The 20,584-nt window shown below is 58.1% G+C and carries 17 protein-coding genes and 1 pseudogene; 9 read left to right on the forward strand and 9 right to left on the reverse strand.

The window, feature by feature from the left end; genetic code table 11:
* Positions 1-153: 153 nt before the first annotated feature.
* On the forward strand, positions 154-1,629 hold the full coding sequence (locus ACFSKT_RS11385; protein ID WP_377717375.1) for a stalk domain-containing protein: 1,476 nt from the start codon (positions 154-156) through the stop codon (positions 1,627-1,629).
* A 68-nt stretch (positions 1,630-1,697) separates the two neighbouring features.
* On the opposite strand, the gene ACFSKT_RS11390 is transcribed toward ACFSKT_RS11385, so the two are convergent.
* Both ACFSKT_RS11390 and ACFSKT_RS11395 read right to left on the reverse strand, forming a co-directional pair.
* Positions 1,698-2,087 (reverse strand): hypothetical protein, encoded by a 390-nt coding sequence (locus ACFSKT_RS11390; protein ID WP_377717374.1) that lies wholly within the window; start codon positions 2,085-2,087, stop codon positions 1,698-1,700.
* Complete coding sequence (locus ACFSKT_RS11395; RefSeq protein WP_377717373.1) at positions 2,059-2,685, reverse strand: hypothetical protein; 627 nt, start codon at positions 2,683-2,685, stop codon at positions 2,059-2,061. The genes ACFSKT_RS11390 and ACFSKT_RS11395 overlap by 29 nt, the downstream gene beginning before the upstream one ends.
* A gap of 218 nt (positions 2,686-2,903) precedes the next feature.
* Here ACFSKT_RS11395 and ACFSKT_RS11400 point away from each other — a divergent pair, with 218 nt between their 5' ends.
* Positions 2,904-4,475 carry a trypsin-like peptidase domain-containing protein gene (locus ACFSKT_RS11400; RefSeq protein WP_377717371.1) on the forward strand — a complete coding sequence of 524 codons (1,572 nt, stop codon included), beginning with the start codon at positions 2,904-2,906 and terminating at the stop codon, positions 4,473-4,475.
* Positions 4,476-4,552: 77 nt separating this feature from the next.
* Here the strand turns inward: ACFSKT_RS11400 and ACFSKT_RS11405 are convergent, their stop codons facing one another.
* From ACFSKT_RS11405 to ACFSKT_RS11415, 3 genes are all read right to left on the reverse strand, one after another.
* Positions 4,553-5,308, reverse strand: a complete 756-nt coding sequence (locus ACFSKT_RS11405; RefSeq protein WP_377717370.1) for a GNAT family N-acetyltransferase — start codon at positions 5,306-5,308, stop codon at positions 4,553-4,555.
* 210 nt (positions 5,309-5,518) lie between these two features.
* Entirely contained in the window at positions 5,519-7,141 is a 1,623-nt protein-coding gene (locus ACFSKT_RS11410) for a glycoside hydrolase family 5 protein (RefSeq protein WP_377717368.1), read from the reverse strand.
* A 459-nt stretch (positions 7,142-7,600) separates the two neighbouring features.
* On the reverse strand, positions 7,601-8,629 hold the full coding sequence (locus tag ACFSKT_RS11415; protein ID WP_377717367.1) for a LacI family DNA-binding transcriptional regulator: 1,029 nt from the start codon (positions 8,627-8,629) through the stop codon (positions 7,601-7,603).
* A gap of 115 nt (positions 8,630-8,744) precedes the next feature.
* Between ACFSKT_RS11415 and ACFSKT_RS11420 the strand changes: the two genes are divergently transcribed.
* Positions 8,745-9,662: an ROK family protein gene (locus tag ACFSKT_RS11420; protein WP_377717365.1), complete on the forward strand. Its 918-nt coding sequence runs from the start codon at positions 8,745-8,747 to the stop codon at positions 9,660-9,662.
* A gap of 22 nt (positions 9,663-9,684) precedes the next feature.
* Positions 9,685-10,629 carry a mannose-6-phosphate isomerase, class I gene (gene manA, locus ACFSKT_RS11425; protein ID WP_377717364.1) on the forward strand — a complete coding sequence of 315 codons (945 nt, stop codon included), beginning with the start codon at positions 9,685-9,687 and terminating at the stop codon, positions 10,627-10,629.
* A gap of 292 nt (positions 10,630-10,921) precedes the next feature.
* On the opposite strand, the gene ACFSKT_RS11430 is transcribed toward manA, so the two are convergent.
* From ACFSKT_RS11430 to ACFSKT_RS11435, 3 genes and pseudogenes are all read right to left on the reverse strand, one after another.
* Positions 10,922-11,932, reverse strand: coding sequence for a transposase (locus ACFSKT_RS11430; RefSeq protein ID WP_465263322.1), 1,011 nt, complete (start codon positions 11,930-11,932; stop codon positions 10,922-10,924).
* Positions 11,933-11,955: 23 nt separating this feature from the next.
* A pseudogene (locus ACFSKT_RS32660) lies at positions 11,956-12,398 on the reverse strand (transposase).
* A 304-nt stretch (positions 12,399-12,702) separates the two neighbouring features.
* On the reverse strand, positions 12,703-14,667 hold the full coding sequence (locus ACFSKT_RS11435; RefSeq protein ID WP_377721137.1) for a copper amine oxidase N-terminal domain-containing protein: 1,965 nt from the start codon (positions 14,665-14,667) through the stop codon (positions 12,703-12,705).
* A 428-nt stretch (positions 14,668-15,095) separates the two neighbouring features.
* Between ACFSKT_RS11435 and ACFSKT_RS11440 the strand changes: the two genes are divergently transcribed.
* From ACFSKT_RS11440 to ACFSKT_RS11450, 3 genes are all read left to right on the forward strand, one after another.
* On the forward strand, positions 15,096-15,479 hold the full coding sequence (locus tag ACFSKT_RS11440) for a hypothetical protein (RefSeq protein WP_377721138.1): 384 nt from the start codon (positions 15,096-15,098) through the stop codon (positions 15,477-15,479).
* 454 nt (positions 15,480-15,933) lie between these two features.
* The gene (locus tag ACFSKT_RS11445) at positions 15,934-17,622 is read left to right on the forward strand and encodes a methyl-accepting chemotaxis protein (protein ID WP_377721139.1); all 1,689 of its coding nucleotides are present in this window, start codon (positions 15,934-15,936) and stop codon (positions 17,620-17,622) included.
* A 24-nt stretch (positions 17,623-17,646) separates the two neighbouring features.
* A complete protein-coding gene (locus ACFSKT_RS11450) occupies positions 17,647-18,885 on the forward strand; it encodes an extracellular solute-binding protein (RefSeq protein ID WP_377721140.1) in 1,239 nt (412 codons plus the stop codon).
* Between the two features lie 118 nt (positions 18,886-19,003).
* Here the strand turns inward: ACFSKT_RS11450 and ACFSKT_RS11455 are convergent, their stop codons facing one another.
* The gene (locus ACFSKT_RS11455) at positions 19,004-19,603 is read right to left on the reverse strand and encodes a TetR/AcrR family transcriptional regulator (RefSeq protein WP_377721141.1); all 600 of its coding nucleotides are present in this window, start codon (positions 19,601-19,603) and stop codon (positions 19,004-19,006) included.
* Between the two features lie 171 nt (positions 19,604-19,774).
* On the opposite strand from ACFSKT_RS11455, the gene ACFSKT_RS11460 reads away from it, so the two are divergent.
* Both ACFSKT_RS11460 and ACFSKT_RS11465 read left to right on the forward strand, forming a co-directional pair.
* The gene (locus ACFSKT_RS11460) at positions 19,775-20,191 is read left to right on the forward strand and encodes a VOC family protein (protein ID WP_377721142.1); all 417 of its coding nucleotides are present in this window, start codon (positions 19,775-19,777) and stop codon (positions 20,189-20,191) included.
* 38 nt (positions 20,192-20,229) lie between these two features.
* Positions 20,230-20,568, forward strand: a complete 339-nt coding sequence (locus ACFSKT_RS11465) for a DUF1801 domain-containing protein (RefSeq protein WP_377721143.1) — start codon at positions 20,230-20,232, stop codon at positions 20,566-20,568.
* Positions 20,569-20,584 lie beyond the last annotated feature (16 nt).

Here is a 20,584-nt window from a genome sequence, read left to right on the forward strand (position 1 = left end):
CACAGAGCAGCCTAAGCGGGCTGCTCTTTTTTCGCCATTAGGAGCAACAACTTTTTATGCGATTATCCTAGTGACTGGGAACCTTTTGACGGGTCGAAGCGTCTATTCGGTGTTCCCGTTATTCCCATGTACAGAAGGAGGACAATGTTTCCCATGAAAAAACGCATCTTTTCCCTTATAGCCACATCCGCGATCGCGCTTCAAGCCGCGGCATCCGTATCCGCTGCGCCCGCCGGCGGGACGATTCAAGATTACGAACCGAATGCCATCGTCAAGCATAACGGCACTTTCTGGAACTGGGGCGTCTGGGGTCTCGCGCAGCGCGCCGTGCCGACGCAGGTGAACGCGCTCTCCGGCGTGAAGAAAGCATTCCGGAACGGACTCGTCCTCAAGCAGGATAATACCGTATGGCACTGGACGATCGACCCGCGTACCGGTAAGATCGCCGTCTCCGAAGTCACGGGGGTGAGCGGCCTCACCCTCTCCATACGGTCAGGCGATCTCTTCTACGTCGTCGACGGCGCCGGAGCCGTCTATACGATGCCGCTCGATCCGGATACTTATGATCCGATTCCGTCGAAAGCCTCCAAAGTCGCTGGCCTTGAGGGCGTGACGGACATCAGCGTGTACAGCGAGAGCGACCCGGCGGAATGGCGCGAGCAGTGGCTGTTCTTGAAGAAGGGCGGCACCGTGCTGCGCAAGCTCAGAGAAGAGACGACCGCCAAACCGGTAGCCGGCTTAAGCGGCGTCGTCGACCTGCAAGATAACTTCGCGCTCAAGAACGACGGCACGGTTTGGCGCTTCGCGACCGAGGTGGCCAAGTCCGACGCGAAGCCGGAACAGGTCAAGGGCTTGTCCGACATTCGGTCCTTCAATGCCGCCGTGGCGATCGACGGCAAGTCCCAGCTGTGGTTCTGGGGTCAGACCCGAACCGGCTGGTCGGATGCGACGACCGTGCACAGCCAGGCGCCAGTTCGCATCACGTCGATCAACGACGTTAAGGCTGCTTTTGCCGTCGAGCGCGCGCTGCTCGTCCTGACGCATAGCGGCAAGCTGTACATGACGTCGGTCGAGACGGAGAAGCTGCCGGCCAACCCGTCCTTCAAACTGATCGCCTCGGACGTGGATTCCGCGGAAGCCACCCCCCGTCAGCTGTTTTTCCAGAAGACGGACGGCTCGCTGTGGGGCGTTGGCGTTAATAAAAGCTCCGAGCTCGGTTACGGCGATTACGAATTCGAGCATTGGACGCCCGTGCCGGTGCAAAAGCCAATCGAGGTTATTCTAAATGACGAAGCCGTGGAATTGACCAATGGCGTCGTCTCCCGGTCGAACCAGACGTTCGTGCCGCTCCGCTCGATCTTCGAGAAGCTCGGGGCGAAAGTGACATGGAACAACGACGAGAAGCAAGTCACCCTCCAGGGGGGGAATGAAGCGTCCGGCCCGCTAACCATCACGATTAACTATATGACGGGCGTTACGACGCTGAATGGCAAAGCAGTCGATACCGGCACGAAGCCGTTCGGCCTGGCCGGCACCTCGTACCTGCCGCTGCGCTTCGTCAGCGAGCAGCTGGGGGCCAAGGTGGATTGGAACCAGCAGGAAGAGAAGATTACGATTACGTATAAATAAGCAAACCGGTAAGCGGGGCAGATAAGCCTCGGCTTGCCGGTTTCTTTTTGATGGGGCGCGGCTTACCGTCATTCTAGCCAGGAAGGCACACATGTGATCAGCACAGTCCATGCCAGCGACGACAGCAACCACATTTTAGAGCGGGCGTTCTTTAGGACCATGGCTCCCAAGACAACCAGTAGCGCAGGCACGCCCCATAGGAAATGAACGAGGAAGGTCGTTCCGAAGCTCGGAAGCGAGGCGAACGTGTTCATGTAGATCGGAACCCCGAACAGCACCCGCAAAACGGCGCATGCACCTCCGATAAGCAAGCTTGGCAGATAAGCGTTTATCAAGGGTCTCACCTCAATCTGTTCCGTGTTCCGATCTTTATCGGCGAATTTGATGAAGAACTCCGTATCCATACCGCTACCTAGTATTTCAATGACTTCACCGGTCCCGCCTACCCAGATCATCATAACGAATCCAGCTCATTTCCTTCATATCAAGCAGTTCCTTAAACTCCCTCACCAGCTGACGATAGGAGCCCAGCGTCCTGTAGTAATCCGCATTCAAGATTGCCCGTAATTGCTCGATACCCGCGTCGTCCACTTCGAACCAACGGAACTGTTCCACGTTGCGATTGGCGAACTGGTTCGCTACCGCCTCTTCATACGACGGCCAACCATTGATCTCCTGCGCCAATTGGTTATACACCGTCTGACTAGGATCAACATAGACCCGTTCGAACAGATCTTCATCCGGATACCGCTCGGCGGCTAATTTTAGGATGAATTCGTCTTTTAATTCATACGAGACGTGAAGAGCGGCCAACTCCTCGCCTTGATTAACGATCCGATACCCCCACGCGTGATCCTCGAAATTGTAAAAGTAGAGCACGGGCATCGCGGCCGATAGCATCCGCACCTGTTCCGGCAGCTCTTCGCCGACCTCTGTATCTGCGGTCATAAAGAGCACCCATTTGTCGTTCAGGTCCCTTATATAGCCGGGGTTCAATTCGCCCAACTGCGTCTTATAACGCTGGATCGTCAAACTGCCTGCGGTAAACTCGCTCATCGTTTTGCTCCCCCTCGTCTTTTCGCACTCCCTACGTTTTCTAGCCATTTCCACATTTTCCTGCAAGCTTGCTCGACGCGCCTCCGCCGCCCTTAACAAAGCTTTTAGGTCCGCCCGGTTCGTCCGCGACGTCTAATCGGCCCGCGCCGATAATACAATCGTTCAGGACTGATTTCTGCCATCGGTTTCCACGCAGGAATAACGGAAGGAGGCGTTTTATGATGAATGTAACGATCAGGAACCCCGGGCTGTGGCGGTTCCTTCACCGTTTGCTCGTTATTGCCCTTGCCATCAGTCTGTGCGGTCTGCTGCAGAGCCCTGCGGCCGCGGCCGGCGAGCCCGTCGCGATGGACCCGCGCATCATCGCCGATACGAACAAGCCCGGCGTCGTGATGATCGCCACCCTCTATTCCGCGAACATCTCCATCCCGGATGTGACGATGTCGCAGGAGGCGCTAACCAAGCTGCAGAATAAGCTCGCGAACGATATCGTCAGCGGCGCGCTCGCCAACGATCCGAACGCCGTGATCGACGCGATCTTCAAGGAAATGTTCAAGGACCCGCTCCTCTACCTCATCCCGACCGATACGTACACGACCAAGGAGGTGCAGGCCGGCGCGACCGGCACGGGCTTCATCATTACGCCGGACGGCTATATTCTGACGAACGCCCACGTCGTCTACACGCCCGAGGACCAGCTGAAGGAGACGCTCATCACGACCGGTCTGCAGGAGCTGATCGAGCAGGACGTCACGGCCTTCATCGCGGAGGTCAAGGCCAGCAACTACACGCCGACCGAAGAAATATTGCGGCAGCTGCGGCAAGCGGCGGCGAGCTTCTACGTTCGTTACGCGAAGCTGAGCGAGGTGCAAACGCAAGTGTACACCGAGATGGGCGTGGCGATCCCGGGCGTGCAGACGATGCAGAAGGGCTTCGCCAGCGAGATCAAGAGCCGCGGCGAGCCGAGCCCAGGCAAGGACGTGGCGATTCTGAAGATCGACAAGGAGAATCTGCCGACCGTCCCGCTTGGCGACGACGGCGCGCTTCGGACCGGCGATCCGATCTACGTCATCGGCTATCCGGGCGCGGCGACCTTCAACCCGATGCTCGCGGAGGAGAGCGTCGTCGAATCGACGCTGACGTCCGGACTCATCAGCGCGCGCAAAACGATGCCCGGCGGTTGGGACATCATGCAGGTCGATGCCGCGATGACGCATGGCAATAGCGGCGGGCCCGTCTTCAACGACAAAGGGGAAGCGATCGGCATTGCGACCTTCGGCAGCATCGACTCCAGCGACGGCACCGCCGTGCAGGGCATGAACTTCGTCGTGCCGATCAGCATCGCCACGCAATTCCTGAACGAGCTGAATGTCACGCCGACCGAGAGCCAGCTGACGACGCTGTATAAGGAAGGCCTCACGCTCTATAATCAGGGGAAATACGCCAAAGCGCTCGATAAATTCCGCGAAGTGAACGAGCTGAATCCCGGCTATCCGTACATTCAGACGTTCATCTCCGACTCGCGGATGGCCGTGAACAACCAGCCCGCCGACTCCGGCATCAACTGGCAGCTGTACCTGATCATCGCCGGCGGTGTCCTGCTCTTGGCCATCCTGGTCGTGCTGCTCCTCCTGCTGCTGCGGAAATTCAACTTCAAGGTGGAGCGCAAGAGTTCCCCTCCCGCTCCCGAACCCGCTGCCCCGACTCCGGCCGCGAACCCGCCGCGCGTCGAAGGCGAGACGGCCGCGGAACCCGCCCAGCCAGACAATGGCGATCCATCCGACCGATAACATGCCAAAAAGGAGAGGGCCGCGCGCCCTCTCCTTTCGTGTTGCAGCCGGTACGCCACCCAGCGCTCGATCTATCGCTAATCGCCCGTCCCGCCGCCCGCGACTTCCACATGCAGCAGCCGAGTCTTGGTCACCATGCCGGCGCGCTCCAGCGTCCGCTTGGACGCCTCGTTGTAATACCAGCAGCCGCTGAGCGGACGTATGCCGTTCGCCCTGCACCAGCGCATCAGCTCCCGGATGACGGTCCGGCCGACTCCCTGCCGCCGGAATGCCTCGCTTGCGAACATCCCGATGCTGGCCGCGTCCTGAAGCAGGCCGGACCTCTCGACGATCCCGAGGCCGACCAGCATGCTGTCCCGCTCGTATACGAACAGCTCGCCGTCTCCGATCCGCCGCTCGTACGCGTCGAGGAAATCGCCGCACATCCGACGGATGCCGACCGCGTCCGCCATGACCGCCGGGCGGAACGTTTCGCCATCCGGCAGCCCTTCCCCATCGATCGCCGCGCCTGAATCCTGGAAGAAATACGCCTGCTTATGTATCGTCAAATCCCGGTCCAGCGCCATGCCGAGCAGCAGCTCGTCGCCGGTCTGCACGAATAAGGAGGCGACCGCATGTCGCTCCAGCACCTCCCCGAACACGCGCTGCGCGTGCATGAGGTACGCCGGTCTCATATAAAACTGCGTTAACCGTTCCTTGTCGTGAATCGCGTAATAACCCGCCTGTTCTCCGCTGTCGGCTTCGAGCACGTAGAACGCCGAATCCCGAATATACGATTCCAGGAACGAATCGAACGGCGAAGCTAGCCCTCCAACCCACTCATCGAGTAGCATACGCGCCTCTTCTAGCTTGCACGATATGGCCTGCATGCCGCGTCCCCGCCTTTCCTCTCCAAATTACCCAGCTCTCGCAACCCATCAAGCGCCGGTTTATCCGTCACGACGCATTGTCCCTATCATACGCATTCCCCCGGATAGCTGTAAACATCTCCCTCCGCGCGCAAAGGGAGCAAACTGCCGCGGCAGCCTGCTCCCTTTCCCTAACTAGTTAAAATGAATCCGCTCAAGCTGCACCGTACCGGACAGAACGGCAATTCGAACGGTCGATTCGCTGCGTGCCCGCAGCGGAATCGCGGCCGACCGCTGTTTGCCGTCGCCCGGTTCCAGCGTCAGCCTGCACAGCTCGCGGCCGTCCTGCGCCACCGCTACCTCCGCAGGCGTCAGGCAGCGGTAATCGAAGGCGACCGTGCTGTCCGCCGTCGTGTCGTTAATCGAATACGTCGCGAATTCCTCCGGCCCCATCTCCAGCAGGAACCGATCCCACAGCACGTCGAAGAAGAAGCGCTTCTCCAGCTGCTCGATCGGCGTGTCTTCCACGATGCGCATGCCGGTCTTCGACCGGTACCGGTACGGATTGCTTTCGGCGCGCAGCCCGCTGTAGGCTTCCCCTCGTCCCGGCAGCTCGTCGAAATCGGTCGCGCGGACGGTGCAGCCCGGCGTGCGGAAGACGGCCGAGGCGACTTCGGCGTTATAGACGCAATTCGCCAGCTTGATGTTCGCCAGGTAGTCGTCGAGAATCGCGCGCGCCTGCTCGTGCCCCGGATGGACGCCGCCTTTGGTATAGTCCATGATCTTATCCCAGCCGTCCGGCAGCGGAATCGAGTACGGCGAGTTGGCGCAGTTCATTTTCTTCCACGGCCACAGGTTGTACCCGATGTTCAGATCTGCGGCCAGCGGATACATCGCCGCGAACCACTCCGTCACGTTCTCGCCCGTCTCGCCGAGCCAGAGCGGCTGGTTCAGGCGCTCCGACAATGCGAGGAATTCCTCATAGGCGGAGATGTCGGGCAGACAGGCGTACCGGTGAAAATGAATGTGCATGTTATCGTCGTAGCGTTTGAAGAAGATGCTCGTATTCGTCGCCCAATGATGGCCTTCGATCGAGAGCATGTGCTTGGTATCGATGGCGCGAATGGCGGCGATCGCTTCCTCGTAGAATTGGATCAGCTTCGGCACGAGGTAATCGACGCTCTTCTCGCCGCCGTACGTCTGCTTGAGCGGCTCGTTGAGCAGGTCGTAACCGCCCACGATCCAGCGGTCCTTATAACGCTCGGCGAGCGCCTCCCACAGACGGATGCCCTTGTCCCAGCTGTCCGCATCAGTGAATAGACGCGGCACATCGTCGATCGAGTCGTCGATGTTCGCCCCGGTCTGCCCGCCCGGCGCGCCGTGCAGGTCCAGGAACGCGTACAGCTTGAATTCTTCGCACCAGTCGAGGCAGCGGTCGATCAGCAGGAAGCCTTCCTCCTTCCAGGCGATGCCTGGCTCATCCTCCATCAGAAGACGCCAATTGATCGGGATGCGGACCGAATTGTAGCCTTGCTCGGCCATCGCGCGTATATCTTCCCGGGTGACGTAATGCTCGCGGAATTCCGCCCAGAACCGCTCGGCGTAAGCGCTGCCCGTCAGCTCGCGGATGACGGCTTCCATGCGCCGCGGACGGTCGAACCGGCCGTTGTGCGCGGTCCACATATAGCCCTCCGGCAGCAGCCAGTTGCCCAAGCCCCAGCCCGCGAGCAGCACCTCCTCGCCGTCCTCGTTCACGATCGAGCGGCCTTCCGCCCGCAGAAATCCTTTCACTCTTGACCTGCTGAATTTCTCGTTCATCGTCTGATCACCCTTTATGCGAAATGAGTGGTTAGCGGGGTTGCTTTTGGTACATGCGCTTCGATTATATGACGGCGAGGACGGGACCGTAAGGGTGGGGATTTCAGGTAAGGTGCGATTATTTTGGATGCGGGCAAGCACAGGAAAGGCTCCGCAACCTGAAGGTCGCGGAGCCTTTGTTAGTGGGAAGCGCAATCAATGACGGCTTAACAAGCTATTGTCCAACTGCTAGGGTGCTTTACCGGAAAAGTATCGAAGAAATCTCGACCGTTTCGTCCTTCTTAATGTTGGGCTCATTGGAAATCAACAACCTTTCGGAATGACGCGAGGGTCATGTGCTCCTGACGGTGTTTCTTTAACCACTTCCCACTTGACTACTATTAACCCGGACGGACAAGCCCGAAACAGGCCGAGCCGGAAAATATTGCGAAACTTTCGTAAAGGCTGCCGCGGCCGTCACTAGCCGCCGATGCGCCGCACGGAATCGCGCTCCACCAGCTTCGGCTGCACGTATAAGCGCAGCATCTCCCGGCAGGGCTCCTTGAGCGACAGCAGCAGATCGGCGGCCGCTTCGCACATGCGCTCCTTGTCCACCCGCATCGTCGTCATCGCAACGCCGCCGTCTTCCTCGTAACGCAGATCGTCGAAGCCGACGATCGACACCTCCTCCGGAATCCGCAGCCGCCGCTTCCGGAGCTGTCTGGCCAGCAAATACGCGATCCGGTCGTTGCCGCAGAAGAACGCCGTCGGCAGCCCGCCCATGCGGTCCAAGAAATCCTCGATATCCCGCTCCGTGTCGCCGAAGCCCGCCGAACGGACCAGCACCTTATCCGGATCGATCGGCAGCCCGTGCTCCTGCATCGCGGCCCAGTAACCGAGCCAGCGTTCCTCGTGGCTGGTCGTCAAGTTAGCCGGACCGATGAAGCCGATGCTGCGGTGACCGTTACGGATGAGCGTCCGCACGGCTTCGCCTGCGCCTTCGACGTTGGCGGACGCCACGACCGGGCAAGGCAGCTCCCGGTGATAGGAGTCCAGCAGGACGAGCGGCGTATCGAGCTTCCAGACCTGCTCCGCGTAGGCTTTGTCCACGATGCCGAACAGAATGATGCCTTCGTACGCGATCTCCCGGCAATGCCGAGGCAGCTGAAGCGCGGCCTCCATCTCGGCGTCGATCGGCGCGATGACGGCATTGCGCCCCCGCTTGCGGATGCTCTTCTCCAGCCCCCAGATCATGTCGTGGAAGAACTGGAAGTGATCGTTGTCCTGGTAGCTCATGATCCGCTCCGGCACGAGGACGAGCACGTTCCCGCTAGACGCGGGCTTCTCCGCGTAGATGCCGTAACCTAGCTCCTTCGCCGTCTGCAGCACGCGGTAGCGCATTTCGTCGCCGATGCCCTTCTTGCCTTGCAGCGCCAGCGAGACGGCGTTCTTCGAGATGTTCAGCCGATCCGCGATATCTTGCATGGACACCTTTTTTTTGCGCGCCATTCGTCTTTTCATTCCTTCCGAACCGTGATAAACTTATCGTAATTTTACTTTACACAATTTAATTTTGTCAAGTTTGTCAAGTAATGACGGACTATTAGGAGGAGGAACTAGATTTATGACTACTGCCATCGGCATTGACATCGGCGGCACCAAGACCGCCATCGGCCTCGTCGCTTCGGACGGAGCGGTGCTCGCCAAAACTTCGCTGCCAACGGATCTTACCATCTCTCCCTATGACATGGTAGACCGGATCGCCGAAGCCGCTAACCGGCTCATGGCCGAGAAGGAGCTGCGTCCTTCCGACCTTCTAGGGATCGGCATCGGCGCCCCGGGACCGCTCAACACGAAGCTGGGCCAAATCGCCGAGCCGCCGAACCTCCGGGCATGGTGGGGCTTCCCGGTCGTGAACGCGTTCAAGCGCCATTACGACGCGCGAATCGTGCTTGAGAACGACGCGACGGCCGCGGCGCTCGCCGAGAAGCGGGCCGGAGCCGCCAAGGACGCGGAGCACTTCGTCTACGTCACGATCAGCACCGGCATCGGGGCGGGGATCTACAGCCATGGCCGGCTCATCACCGGGGCGACCGGCAATGCCGGCGACATCGGGCATATGGTCGTCGACCCGGCCGGCGGCGACTGCCCTTGCGGGCAGCGCGGATGCTTCGAGCACATCGCCTCCGGAACCGCGATCGCCAGGGAAGCAAGCGTCCTGCTCGGACGGCCGGTCTCCACGAAGGAAGCGTTCGAGCTGGCGTTCTCCGGGCAGGATGCCGCGATGGAGCAGCTGGTTCGTCGCGTCTTCCGCCACATCGGCGTCGGTTGTGTGACGCTGATCAACACGTTCGATCCCGAGCTTATCGTCATCGGCGGCGGCGTCTCCCAGGTGGGCGCGCCGCTCTTCGACGCGGTGAGCGGCTATATTCGGGACCACGCGCTCAATCCATCCGGGCGGCGCACGCCCGTCGTCCCCGCCGCGCTCCATCAGGACGCCGGCTTGATCGGCGCCGCCGCGCTCGTCTTGACCGACTATTAATCCGCCAAAGGAGCCATAAACCATGAATCAACCGATCTTTCTCCAGCCCGTCTTTCAAGAGCGAATCTGGGGCGGCACGAAATTAAGCGACCTGTTCGGCTATGCCATCCCGAGCGACCGTACCGGCGAATGCTGGGCCATCTCTGCGCATCCGAACGGCCAGAGCGTCGTGAAGGAAGGTCCGTATCAAGGCATGACGCTCGGCGAGCTCTGGACCTCGCATCCCGAGCTGTTCCGCTCCGCGTCCCCGGTGTTCCCGCTGCTTATCAAGCTGCTGGACGCCTCGGATGATCTGTCCGTTCAGGTGCATCCGGACGACGCCTACGCCGGCGAGCACGAGCAGGGCGAGCTGGGCAAGACGGAATGCTGGTACATCGTGGACGCCGAGCCGGGCGCTTCGATCATCTTCGGCCATGAAGCCGCCTCCAAGGAGGAGCTTGCGCGCATGATCGAAGGCGGCCAATGGGATGCGCTGCTCACGAAGATCCCCGTCAAGCCGGGCGACTTCTTCTACGTCCCGAGCGGCACGATCCACGCGCTGGGCCGAGGCATCGTCGTGCTGGAGACCCAACAAAGCTCCGATACGACGTACCGGGTGTACGACTATGACCGCCGGGACAAGGACGGCAACCTGCGCGAGCTGCACTTAGCGAAAGCGATCGACGTTACGACCGTCCCGCAAGCCTATGAACCCGCCGCCTTCGAGACGCGGACGCGCGATGGCTTGAACGTAACCTCGTTCGTGTCCAACTCGTTTTTCACCGTCGAGAAATGGGACGTGTCCGGCAGCGCGCAGCTGGCTGCGCATGAGCGCTACACGCTCGTTAGCGTCATCGCCGGCCGCGGTACGCTCCGCGCCGAGGGCAGCGAATATGCGCTGCGCATCGGCGACCACCTCATCCTGCCGGCCGGCTTCGGGCCTTATGAGCTGGACGGCGAGCTGGTGCTTATTACCTCGCACGAATAGACTTATCCCTCCCCCTTCCCCCTCCGCTGAGGGGAACCATAGGACTTTGCCCTCTGGACTCCCTTCTTCGTGCGAGCTCGATTGTTTGCGGTCGGCGGGTGGCTTCGAGCTTGGCGCGCTTTTGTCCGGACGGACAAAGCTTCATGCGTGCGGGGAACATCTAAAAAACGAGGCCGTCTCAAAAGGGTTGAGTAAGTGACCCCTACCTTGCGAATGGTCCCCCAATGCACAAAAATGGCGTTACAGGGTCTTATCCCTGTGACGCCATTTGCCATTTTCGGTCCATTGCGGTTTACTTCAGCAAATTATGGGCAAGCGAAAGCCACCCGACCTCCAGGCTCACTCTTGGCAAGCCCCGAAGCAGGAATCTTCGGAATCCCCGGTTGTTCTTCATCTGTCCAAATACGCTCTCGGGTTCATGCATTCGTCGAACCGAGAGCGCGTAGCCTTCTTCGCTCTTCAAGCGCTCACGTGCCTGTTGCTTGTAGCGAAGATAATCCAAGCTCACTTTAATCTCGCGGTCACCAGCTGCCTTTGTGCAGTTTACTTTTAGCGGACATCCTTCGCAGCTGGCACTACGGTAATGACGGTGGCGAAGTTCATAACCGCTTTCCGTACGTTCTTTGCTTTCTCTGCGGAAGGTAAGCGTTTGTCCCGCCACACATACCCAGCTGTCCTCTTCAGCGGTGTACGTCCAGTTATCTAGTTCGCTCACGTCTTGCTGCCAAGCCTTGGTGTTCTCGCGATGGTACGTTGCGTACTTCACAATGGCTTCCACGTTTTCTTGCTCCAGGTACGCGTAGTTCTCTTCTCCGCCATAGCCGGCGTCCGCGATGATCGTGCCAGGTAGTACACCTAATGCGTGTTTCACTTTCTCCAGATGCGGCTTCAGGCATCTGGTGTCCGTTGGACGCTGGTGAACGCTGTATCCTAGGATGAATTGGTTCTCGGTTCCGATCTGTACATTGTAGCCGGGTTTGAGCTGACCATTTCGCATATGGTCTTCTTTCATGCGCATGAAGGTGGCGTCTGGATCTGTTTTGCTGAAACTGTTGCGGCTCCCCAAGATGGTTTGCTGGGATTCGTACTTTTGGAGTCGCGGCAGCAGGTCTTTACGAAGGATGCGAACTGTTTTCTTGAGCGGCTTGTCCTTTGGTTTCGCTTCGAGTCGTTGTTCGAGCTGCTGCACGGCATGTTCCAGTTGCTCGCTCGTCATGTCTGCTGGTTCACCAAGCTCACTTAGATCCATGCCGCTTAGCGCATGATCTTCCTGCTTCTCGGCTTCTTCGATGGTCGCGAACAAGGTTTGCACTTTCTCCTGCAGCCTCATCTTGTGCTTGACGACTGCCTTACCCAGACAAAGGTGTAGCGGTTGGCATTGGCTTCAATCTTGGTTCCATCGACGAAGTAATGCTCGAGCTTGACGTACTTGGCTGCGACGAGAAACTGAAGAACAGCCGTGAAGATTGATTCGAGCACGTCTTTCATGCGCTCGGAACGAAACCGGTTAATGGTACGGAAATCTGGGCGCTGCCGCGCGGCCAGCCACATGAACATGATGTTCTCCCGAACCGCTTTGGCAATTTGGCGTAGGAGTAAATCTGCTGCGTGTAGGCGTAGATGATGATTTTCGTCAGCATTTTGGGATGGTAGCTGTCCCGACCGCCGCCGGGATAGGCTTTAGTGAAGAGGTTCATATTTAAGCGGTCGACCGCATCATTGACGATGCGAACGAGATGGTTTTGAGGGATATCTTCTTGCAAGTCCATTGGCAAGGACAGGCTTCTTTTGTTTTGAAATTTTAATGAATGGTTAGCCAAAACGGAGCAGGTCGCATGATTCTGGAGAAGCGTCAGCGTTCGCCTTTGTGAGCGGATTCCTACCTTCGCCCATTACATTCAGGGAATCCGGGAACAACAGCGATCGGAAGAACATGTGACCGCGCAGTGGGTGCGGTAACCCAGACATTGTTTTTAAAAAACGGGGGTATCCCAAGGTCATCTTTTGATGACTTTTGGGACACCCCCGTCTTTTTAACTTCAAATAATGGATAATTGCCTATAACCTGAATCGCTAGCTCTTGAGCGCCGGCATCGGCAGGAAGACCATCGCCAGCGGCAGGAAGCTGCCCGACGCAAGCGTGAATTTGATCTCGACCGATTCCTCGGTGCTGCCCGTGCGGTACAGGAAGCCCGCTTCGTTGTTGTTCAGCAGCACGGAGTTGTTCGTGACCGTAACCAACTGGCCGTTCACGAGGAACGCGCCCGTGTACATGCCGCCGCGCGGATTGAGCGCAATGACCGTATTGGGGGCGACCCGATCGAGCTTCATCGTATACATGACGCCGAAGTTGCCAAGGTTCAGCTCGTTCACGCCGCTCGAGTAGTCGTAGCCGAACAAGTACGGGTCCAGCTTGCCGTCGCCGAACGTCATTTTGGCCGGCTGCTCGCCCAGCAGCTCGCTCGTCTGAAGCGTCCGGTTCGCGTTATTGAACGTCCCGCGGACATGCTTGCCGTCGCGCGGCATCACAGGCAGCAGCGGCATCTCGGCCTTCGGATCCTTGTCCGCGGCCACGACGACGACGTAGTAATACAGCTCCTGGTCCGAGTAGAGATCCGCGTAAGCCGAGAAGACTTGGTTCGGCTTAATCGGATACTTGCTCAGCTCCGGCAGCACCTCGATCGTCTCGCCCGGCTTCACCGTCATCGCCTTCGGCGGCGCGCCGTCCTTGATCGCCTGCAGGTATCGGACCGCGGCCAGCTTGGCGGAGTTCGCCACGTATATGTCCGGACCGCCGTAACCGTAGGTGCTCGTGTTGACATTGACCGTCGTATTGCCCTTGTTCGTCGCCATCAAGTACATGCGCACCGGATAGCCGACCTGGTTGACGTTGTGGAACAAATACCGGACGCTGCCCGTCAGCTGCTCCTCGTACGCGACCCCTTCGCTCACGAACACCTCGGGGCTGTTGCTGCGGATCAGCTGCGCCGTATCCGATTCAATGTTGTATTTCATTTCCGGGTAATTGCGAATCTCCGCGCCGCTGACCGTGAACTTCTCGCCGGCGACCGAGAAGAGAAGGCCGTATTCCTCCTTCGTATAGAGCACCTCGCTCGTCACCGTAATCGTCTTCGTCACGGAAGCGGTCAAGCCGTGGCTGTCCGTCACTTCGAGCGTCACGGCATGCTCGCCCGCTTCGAAGAACGCGTCGCCTGCCGGACGTCCGGTGTATTTCGCCTTCGTGATCGCGTTCTCGTCATCCGTGCTCAGGTCGGTGAACGTAATCCGCTCGCCGATCCGATAGGCGTCGCGGTCCACCTGGAAGTTCGCCACGGGCGGCTGATTCGGCATAATGACCTCGACCGTGACGGAATACGGATCGCTCCATTGGCCCGCCGAATCCTGCACTTGCCGGGTTATCGTATACGTGCCGGGCTCGGCGAACATTTCCTGCCGGCCGGTCCATTGCTCGTTCACGAACGGCTCCCCCGTCTCGTTGGTCGAGCGGTCGGTATAGGTCACGAGCGTCTCGCCCGCATAAATCACGGCCGGCGTCACTTCGAACGTCGCCGTCGGCTTCGTGCCCCAGGCGAGCGTGATCGTCGTGCCCGTCAAAGTCAGCTTGCTATCCGTCATGTTCGACCATGTGCGAATCGGCACCATCATGGAGCCCTTCAGCGCGAACGGCGCGAGCGGGGCGCTCACCGCCTGGCCATCCCGCGTGATCGTCTTCCGGTCCGCCTTGAAGCGGAACTCGTGCTGCTCGTTCTTCACGACGGATTCCTTCGTCTTCGCGTCGAACGATACTTTATAACCGTATTGGTCGGCGACCGACTTGAGCGGAATGAACGACGTGCCGCTCTTCGCCGTGACCGGCTGCGCCGTCAGCGAGCTGACGCCGTTCTTGATCATGACGTTGCTGTTCAGCTGCAGCGTCAATTGATTCAGCGCTTCTTGCGCTCTTGCTTCGTTGGCGCCGATGCCCCCGATCGGGGCGGCTAACAGCGACAAACTCAGCACCCATTTCAAAGCTTTCATGTCTCGTCTCCTTCTGCTTCTGCTTCTGCTTGCGCGATCTGAAACTTTCCTTGCCTCTTGCCGGCGGGATGGCTGATCTCCGCCCGTTGAACCCACGCCATCTTAAACGCCTGCAATCGCGAAAAAGTTTCTCTGTCTTATCCAAAATTTATAAAATGCTGGAAGCCGACTAGGGGGCGGACTGCATGTAGAGGCGAATCCAAGCAGGGTCGGAACGATCCTCGTGAAGTGCCGGCGGAGCAGACGGACGCGCTGCAGGAGCGGAATCTTTAGGCAGAACGCTTGATTCCAGTAATCCCCTTTTATGTTAAAATGGAAGTGTTGAGGAGGTGTCGGAATTGGAAACGGCGAAGCACGCTATTAGGTATCCCTCTAGGGTCGGAGCTACAATCGGGGTGATGTTCTGCACGTTTTGGGTGTTGTTCTGGATGTTTATGTTTATACGCGGTGAAGTTCGCGCGGTAGGCGTTAGGGTGCTTCTGGTACTGGCGTTCGTTGCCATACTCGCCAACATTGTCCTATGGATCATCGCGCTATTCAGAACGTCCAAGTTGGGGGATAACCTCCTGTTCGACCGCGACCAGCTCGTCATCTATGACCGCACCGTCCGCCCGGAGGACATCAAGGCGATCATGATCAAAGGGTATTTCAACCCGATCGTCGGCTTATTGCCGCATGGCAAGAGGATCGTTCCCGTCGAGATGGTGTTTCGTTTCACGTCGGATGAAGACAAAGGCTTCGCGGACTTGAAGAACTGGGCGGAACGCAATCAGGTTCGCATCGTCCATCGATCGTTTCAACGATGGATTTAACGGGATTCCGTTATCCTTTCGGAAAGCTCGCAGCCAACGAATTCCGAGCAGCGGATATCGTTGGCTTGAATTTTTATCAGGCACGATCACTTCAGACGCGTTTTGCCACGGGAAATTGGGTCGTTTTTAAATGCAAACGTTTGCATTGTTTCTCCTCTCTATGATTCTCACCCTCCTTTCGCCGACTTCCCAAACCGTCCCAGTTAAATATTTGACAGCAGATGCCGATAACCAGAATATCACTTCATAGCGAGGGGAACCCCCGTCCGTACTAGACATTTGTTGGTATATCGGCTTCGGCGCGTCATGGATGCTCCGACTTCAACGTCTATTGCCGTTCAATACCTATTCATGTCTAATCCATGGCTATTTGCGCATACGTTTGCACAAATGACGATTGAACGGGATTCGCTCGCCATTCATCCATTTATTCCTACAACGAGGGGGCATCGCATTGGCACTCAAACTACGCACCAGATTGTTGTTCAGCTTTCTTATGATTATCACCGTATTCCTCGTCACCGTCACGGTAACGACGACCATGAGTCACCGCATTACCTCGCTTACGGACGACATTTTCGCCTCGCAGCAGCGGATGGAGGTCGTGCAGCGGCTGAACTTGTTTGCGCGAACGGCCAACGATAACGGGGCGCACTATTTGCTGGCGCCCAACCATTTGATGGGCAATTATAAAAGCCGTTTCGAGGAAACCGTCAAGTTCCTGGATGAAGAGCTCGCCAAGCTAAAAAGCATGACGACGGATCCGGAGAGCTTAAAGCAGCTGGAAGCCTTCAGCGCCCTATGGGCCGAGAACGTGGCGTATAAGACCAAGATCATGGAGCGGAAAGCCGCCGGGGAGATCATCCCCGCGCAAGAGCAGTACACCAAGGATTCGTTCGACCCGGTCGCGTTCGCGCTGCTCGCCTTTATGAAGGATGAGCAGGCCAAAATCGAAGCCTACAAGGCCGACATCACGACCAAAAATAAACAGGTAGCGCTGGTGAATTACTCGCTGGTCGGCATCGCGATTCTGCTCTCGCTCGTCATCGCTTTCATGCTCACCCGCTACTTGCTCAGCCGCACGAACAAATTGATTCAGTCCGCGAGGGCCGTATCGCAAGGGGATCTGCAAACCGAGCCGCTGGCGTTCAAGGGCAAGGATGAGCTTGCGGAGCTTGCTGCCGCGTTCAATACGATGACGCAGTCGCTCCGTTCGGTCATCGGCAGCGCCGACTCCGTGTCGCTTCAAGTCGCCGCTTCGTCAGCCCAGCTTCAGGCAAGCGCGGAACAAACAAGCCAGGCAACCGAATACATCGCCTCCATTATGCAGGACATCACCGAGGGCACGCAGCGTCAGGCGGAGCAGGTCGGGGAGAATATGACGACCATCACGCACCTGTCCGAGAAGGTCCGTGCTATCGCGAGCAACGGCGAAGCCGTCCTTCGCACCGTTACCCATACGTCCAACACCGCGGCGCAAGGGAAGCACGATTTGACCAACGCCATCCAGCAGGTCCGCATTATCGAGACCAGCACGGACAAGCTAGCCGGTGTGATCGAACAGTTGAAGCAGCAGGCCTTGCAGATCGGTCAAGCGATTCAGTTAATTACGGACATCGCGAGGCAGACCGACCTGCTCGCGCTGAACGCGGCTATCGAAGCGGCTAGAGCCGGGGAACAAGGGCGCGGGTTCTCGGTCGTCGCGCAAGAGGTCCGCAAGCTGGCAGAGCAATCGCGCGTATCCGCGGACCAAATTCACGGTCTAGTCGCGGGCATTCAACGGGAAGCTACGGTCGCCGCTTCCGAGATGGCAAGCGGAACGTTCGAGGTTCGGAAGGGCATTCAGCTGATCGAGGTGGCCGGCGAGTCGTTCGAAGGCATTATCGCGCTCATTCGCCAGGTTGAGGAGGACGTGCAGGGCGTGACCGAATCGACGACCAACATTCTGGCCGATACCGAGACCGTCGTGGACGGCATTACCGTCATCTCGGCGATCGCCGGCACGAATACGTCCGGCACGCAAAGCGTCGCGGCTTCTACCGAGCAGCAGCTTGCTTCCATGGAGGAGATCGCCGCATCCTCCAACGCGCTCGCCAATCTAGCGGACGAGCTCAAGACGCTTATCGGCAAATTTCGAGTATAATTCCTTGGCTAAGGGGGATAAAATGTGTTAAAGCAAATCCTATCCGTGTTCATGGTCATGTCCTTAACTGTCACGGCCGCATGCACCAAAGCAGAGAACGAAGATACGGTGACGTTAACCTTCGTGAGCACCTATGACGGCAAGGAGGCCGAGCTCATCAAAGCCCGCGTGAAGGCTTTCGAGCAAGAGAATCCGGGAATCAAGGTCAATGTCGAGGAAGTGGCCTTCGGTTCGGCGTCTAATTACTTCAAGACCGCCCTGCTCGGCGATCAGACGCTCGATGCATTCCGTTCCGATAACTCGTGGGTGCCTGAATTCGTCGAGCTGGGACTTCTCCAGCCGATCGACAGCCTGATTTCGCCCGAGGATGCGGCGGACTTCAATCCAACCGCGCTGCAATCCGTCACCATCGGCGATAAGCTCTACGGCATGCCTACGGTAATGGAAGCGCCGGCCCTTCTCTACAACAAGCGGCTTCTTCAGGAGAACGGATATGCCGCGCCGCCCAAGACGATGGACGAATTGATGGCCATGGCCAAGCAAATGACGGCTGGCGGGCGCTACGGCATTTATGTATCCGACAACTCTTACTTCGCGCTTCCTTACGTGTGGGCTTTCGGCGGCGACACGATGACCGACGAACGCAAATCGCATATTGCCTCCGCCGAGTCGGTACAAGGGCTGGCGTTCATGTATCAGCTGCGCAAGAGCGGCGCCGCGCAGCCTTATTCGGATTTCGCCGACGACTATAACCGGATGATGAACGACTTTAAGGAAGGCAAGAGCGCGATGATCGTGAACGGTCCATGGGCGGTAAGCGATCTGCTGAACGGGACCGAATTCAAGAATGCCGCGAACCTCGGCATCGCCGCCGTGCCTGCGGGCCCGGGCGGACAAGGCTCTCCGGCCGGTGGCCATAGTCTTGTCGTATCCAAGTACAGCAAGCACCCGAACGAGACGTACAAGCTGATTCACTATTTGACGAACACCGAGACCCAGACGAGCCAGGCGAAGGAGCTCAAGACCTTGCCGAGCCGGCTGAGCGTCTATGAAGATTCCGCGCTCGCCTCCGATGCGATCGTGCAGGACTTCAAGAACGTGCTCGAATTGGCCAAGCCGCGTCCGCGTATTTCCGAGGGGGCTCAAATGTTCGACGACTTCTCGCCCAACCTGGGACAGATGCTGCTAGGTAAGATCACGCCTCAGCAAGCCGCGAGCAACATCGATGCCGCGTGGCGGGGGTTATTGAAGCTGGACCGTTGACGACAACTACGCCGCACATCGCGGCACGGCGGCGGAATGCCCCCTGTTGTCTCTAGTATGCGAAAGAACCCGGAACATCAAACGTTCCGGGTTCTTTTGCGCATCTAGATCCACTTCCTTATGGCCGATGCTCGAACAGCCGCTCGCTGATCAAGCGCAGGAATTGCCCCCACTTTGCTTGAAATTCCGGCTCCTCGGCGGCATGTCCCGTAATCATGCGCGTCACATTGCTGTACAGCAGCGGATAGATCGTCAGACTCGAGATCATCAATGTGATCAGAGCAGGATCCAGCTCCTTCGGCACCAAGCCCTTCTCCTGCTTCTCCTGCATATCCGCCACATACGACTGGAGAATCGCTTTCCTTCGCTCCTCGCCGTTGCTGTTCTCCGGCACTTGATCGATCGCTTCCCAAGCGGTGAACTTCAGAAACTCCGTCAGATGCTCCAGATTGACCTTGTACCGGAAATCCGCGATATGGGCCGGGTCCGCCGGCAGGACGAAATTGCCCGACGGCAGCGAAGAGATGAAGCTGTCGATCACTTCGTTGATCAGCGAATCTTTGCCTTTGAAGTAATGGTAGATCAGCTGTTTGTTGATGCCTGCCCGCTTCGCGATCGATTCGATGCGCGCGCCCGTGTAGCCCTTCTCGAAGAACTCTTCCTTCGCCGCCTGGAGTATCGTATTCCGCGTGCGTTCCGCATTTCGTATTTCACCCATGCATGACCCTCCGGCTTATCGTTAGATTATATGGTAGTTGGAGATGGCGTCGAAGTCAATTTTAATGCGACGGAACCGTTGATACAACTTGACAGTTGGTAAGTTAGAATTTATAGTAATCTCAATAACTTTATACTTGTAAAGTTAATTTTCGATCGAGGTGACTTTCATATGGCGCTCCAACTCGGCAAAACGTTCATTAATCTGCCCGTCAAAGATTTGCAGAAATCGATGGACTTCTTCTCCGCAATCGGCTTTGAATTCAATAAGCAATTCACCGACGATAAAGCCACCTGTATGATTATCAACGAGCATTGCTATGCCATGCTGCTCGTGGAGCCCTTCTTCCAATCCTTCACCTCCAAGTCGCTGGCCGATACGACGCGCAGCACGGAGGTTATCGTGGCGCTGGCGGCTGACAGCCGCGAGCAGGTGGACGAGATCGCCGACAAAGCGATGGCGGCGGGCGGCCTCCATTCCAATGATCCGCAGGATCTGGGGTTCATGTATACCCGCAGCTTCCAGGACATTAACGGCCACCTATGGGAAGTCTTCTACATGGCGGACCCGGAATCCCATCAAGCCTAGTTCGCGCACGAAACAGCCCGAGAGAGGAGTTTCATCCTATGAGTCAGGAAGTCGCCGCTTACCTGGACGCTTTGCAAGAGCCCTGGCAGCGGGAGCTTGCCGCGGACCTGCGCGCGCTCATCCACCGGACGATCCCGGAGGTTCAAGAGCGGCTGCAATACAAGAAGCCGCATTTTTTGAAGAACGGCAAATACGCCGCCGTCGTCTCCGTCTCGAAGGACGCGGTCAGCCTCACCCTATTTAACACGGCCGACCTCGCGTTGCCGGAAACGTTCGACGGGCCGCCGGAGCGAAAGACGCTTAAGCTGCGCAAGGGCGATGCCTATGATGCGGACGCGCTTGCCGCTTGGCTGCGGGAGGCATCGGCCTCGCTATAATGGGCGGCAGCTCCGA

The organism is Paenibacillus xanthanilyticus (assembly GCF_042682185.1).
GTDB classification, from domain to species: Bacteria; Bacillota; Bacilli; order Paenibacillales; family Paenibacillaceae; genus Paenibacillus_Z; species Paenibacillus_Z xanthanilyticus.

Bases quoted from the DNA above. Each gene is read 5' to 3' on its own strand.
- ACFSKT_RS11385 (WP_377717375.1), top strand. From the start codon at position 154: ATGAAAAAACGCATCTTTTCCCTTATAGCCACATCCGCGATCGCGCTT.
- ACFSKT_RS11390 (WP_377717374.1), bottom strand. From the start codon at position 2,087: ATGATGATCTGGGTAGGCGGGACCGGTGAAGTCATTGAAATACTAGGT.
- ACFSKT_RS11395 (WP_377717373.1), bottom strand. From the start codon at position 2,685: ATGAGCGAGTTTACCGCAGGCAGTTTGACGATCCAGCGTTATAAGACG.
- ACFSKT_RS11400 (WP_377717371.1), top strand. From the start codon at position 2,904: ATGATGAATGTAACGATCAGGAACCCCGGGCTGTGGCGGTTCCTTCAC.
- ACFSKT_RS11405 (WP_377717370.1), bottom strand. From the start codon at position 5,308: ATGCTACTCGATGAGTGGGTTGGAGGGCTAGCTTCGCCGTTCGATTCG.
- ACFSKT_RS11410 (WP_377717368.1), bottom strand. From the start codon at position 7,141: ATGAACGAGAAATTCAGCAGGTCAAGAGTGAAAGGATTTCTGCGGGCG.
- ACFSKT_RS11415 (WP_377717367.1), bottom strand. From the start codon at position 8,629: ATGGCGCGCAAAAAAAAGGTGTCCATGCAAGATATCGCGGATCGGCTG.
- ACFSKT_RS11420 (WP_377717365.1), top strand. From the start codon at position 8,745: ATGACTACTGCCATCGGCATTGACATCGGCGGCACCAAGACCGCCATC.
- manA (WP_377717364.1), top strand. From the start codon at position 9,685: ATGAATCAACCGATCTTTCTCCAGCCCGTCTTTCAAGAGCGAATCTGG.
- ACFSKT_RS11435 (WP_377721137.1), bottom strand. From the start codon at position 14,667: ATGAAAGCTTTGAAATGGGTGCTGAGTTTGTCGCTGTTAGCCGCCCCG.
- ACFSKT_RS11440 (WP_377721138.1), top strand. From the start codon at position 15,096: ATGTTTATGTTTATACGCGGTGAAGTTCGCGCGGTAGGCGTTAGGGTG.
- ACFSKT_RS11455 (WP_377721141.1), bottom strand. From the start codon at position 19,603: ATGGGTGAAATACGAAATGCGGAACGCACGCGGAATACGATACTCCAG.
- ACFSKT_RS11460 (WP_377721142.1), top strand. From the start codon at position 19,775: ATGGCGCTCCAACTCGGCAAAACGTTCATTAATCTGCCCGTCAAAGAT.
- ACFSKT_RS11465 (WP_377721143.1), top strand. From the start codon at position 20,230: ATGAGTCAGGAAGTCGCCGCTTACCTGGACGCTTTGCAAGAGCCCTGG.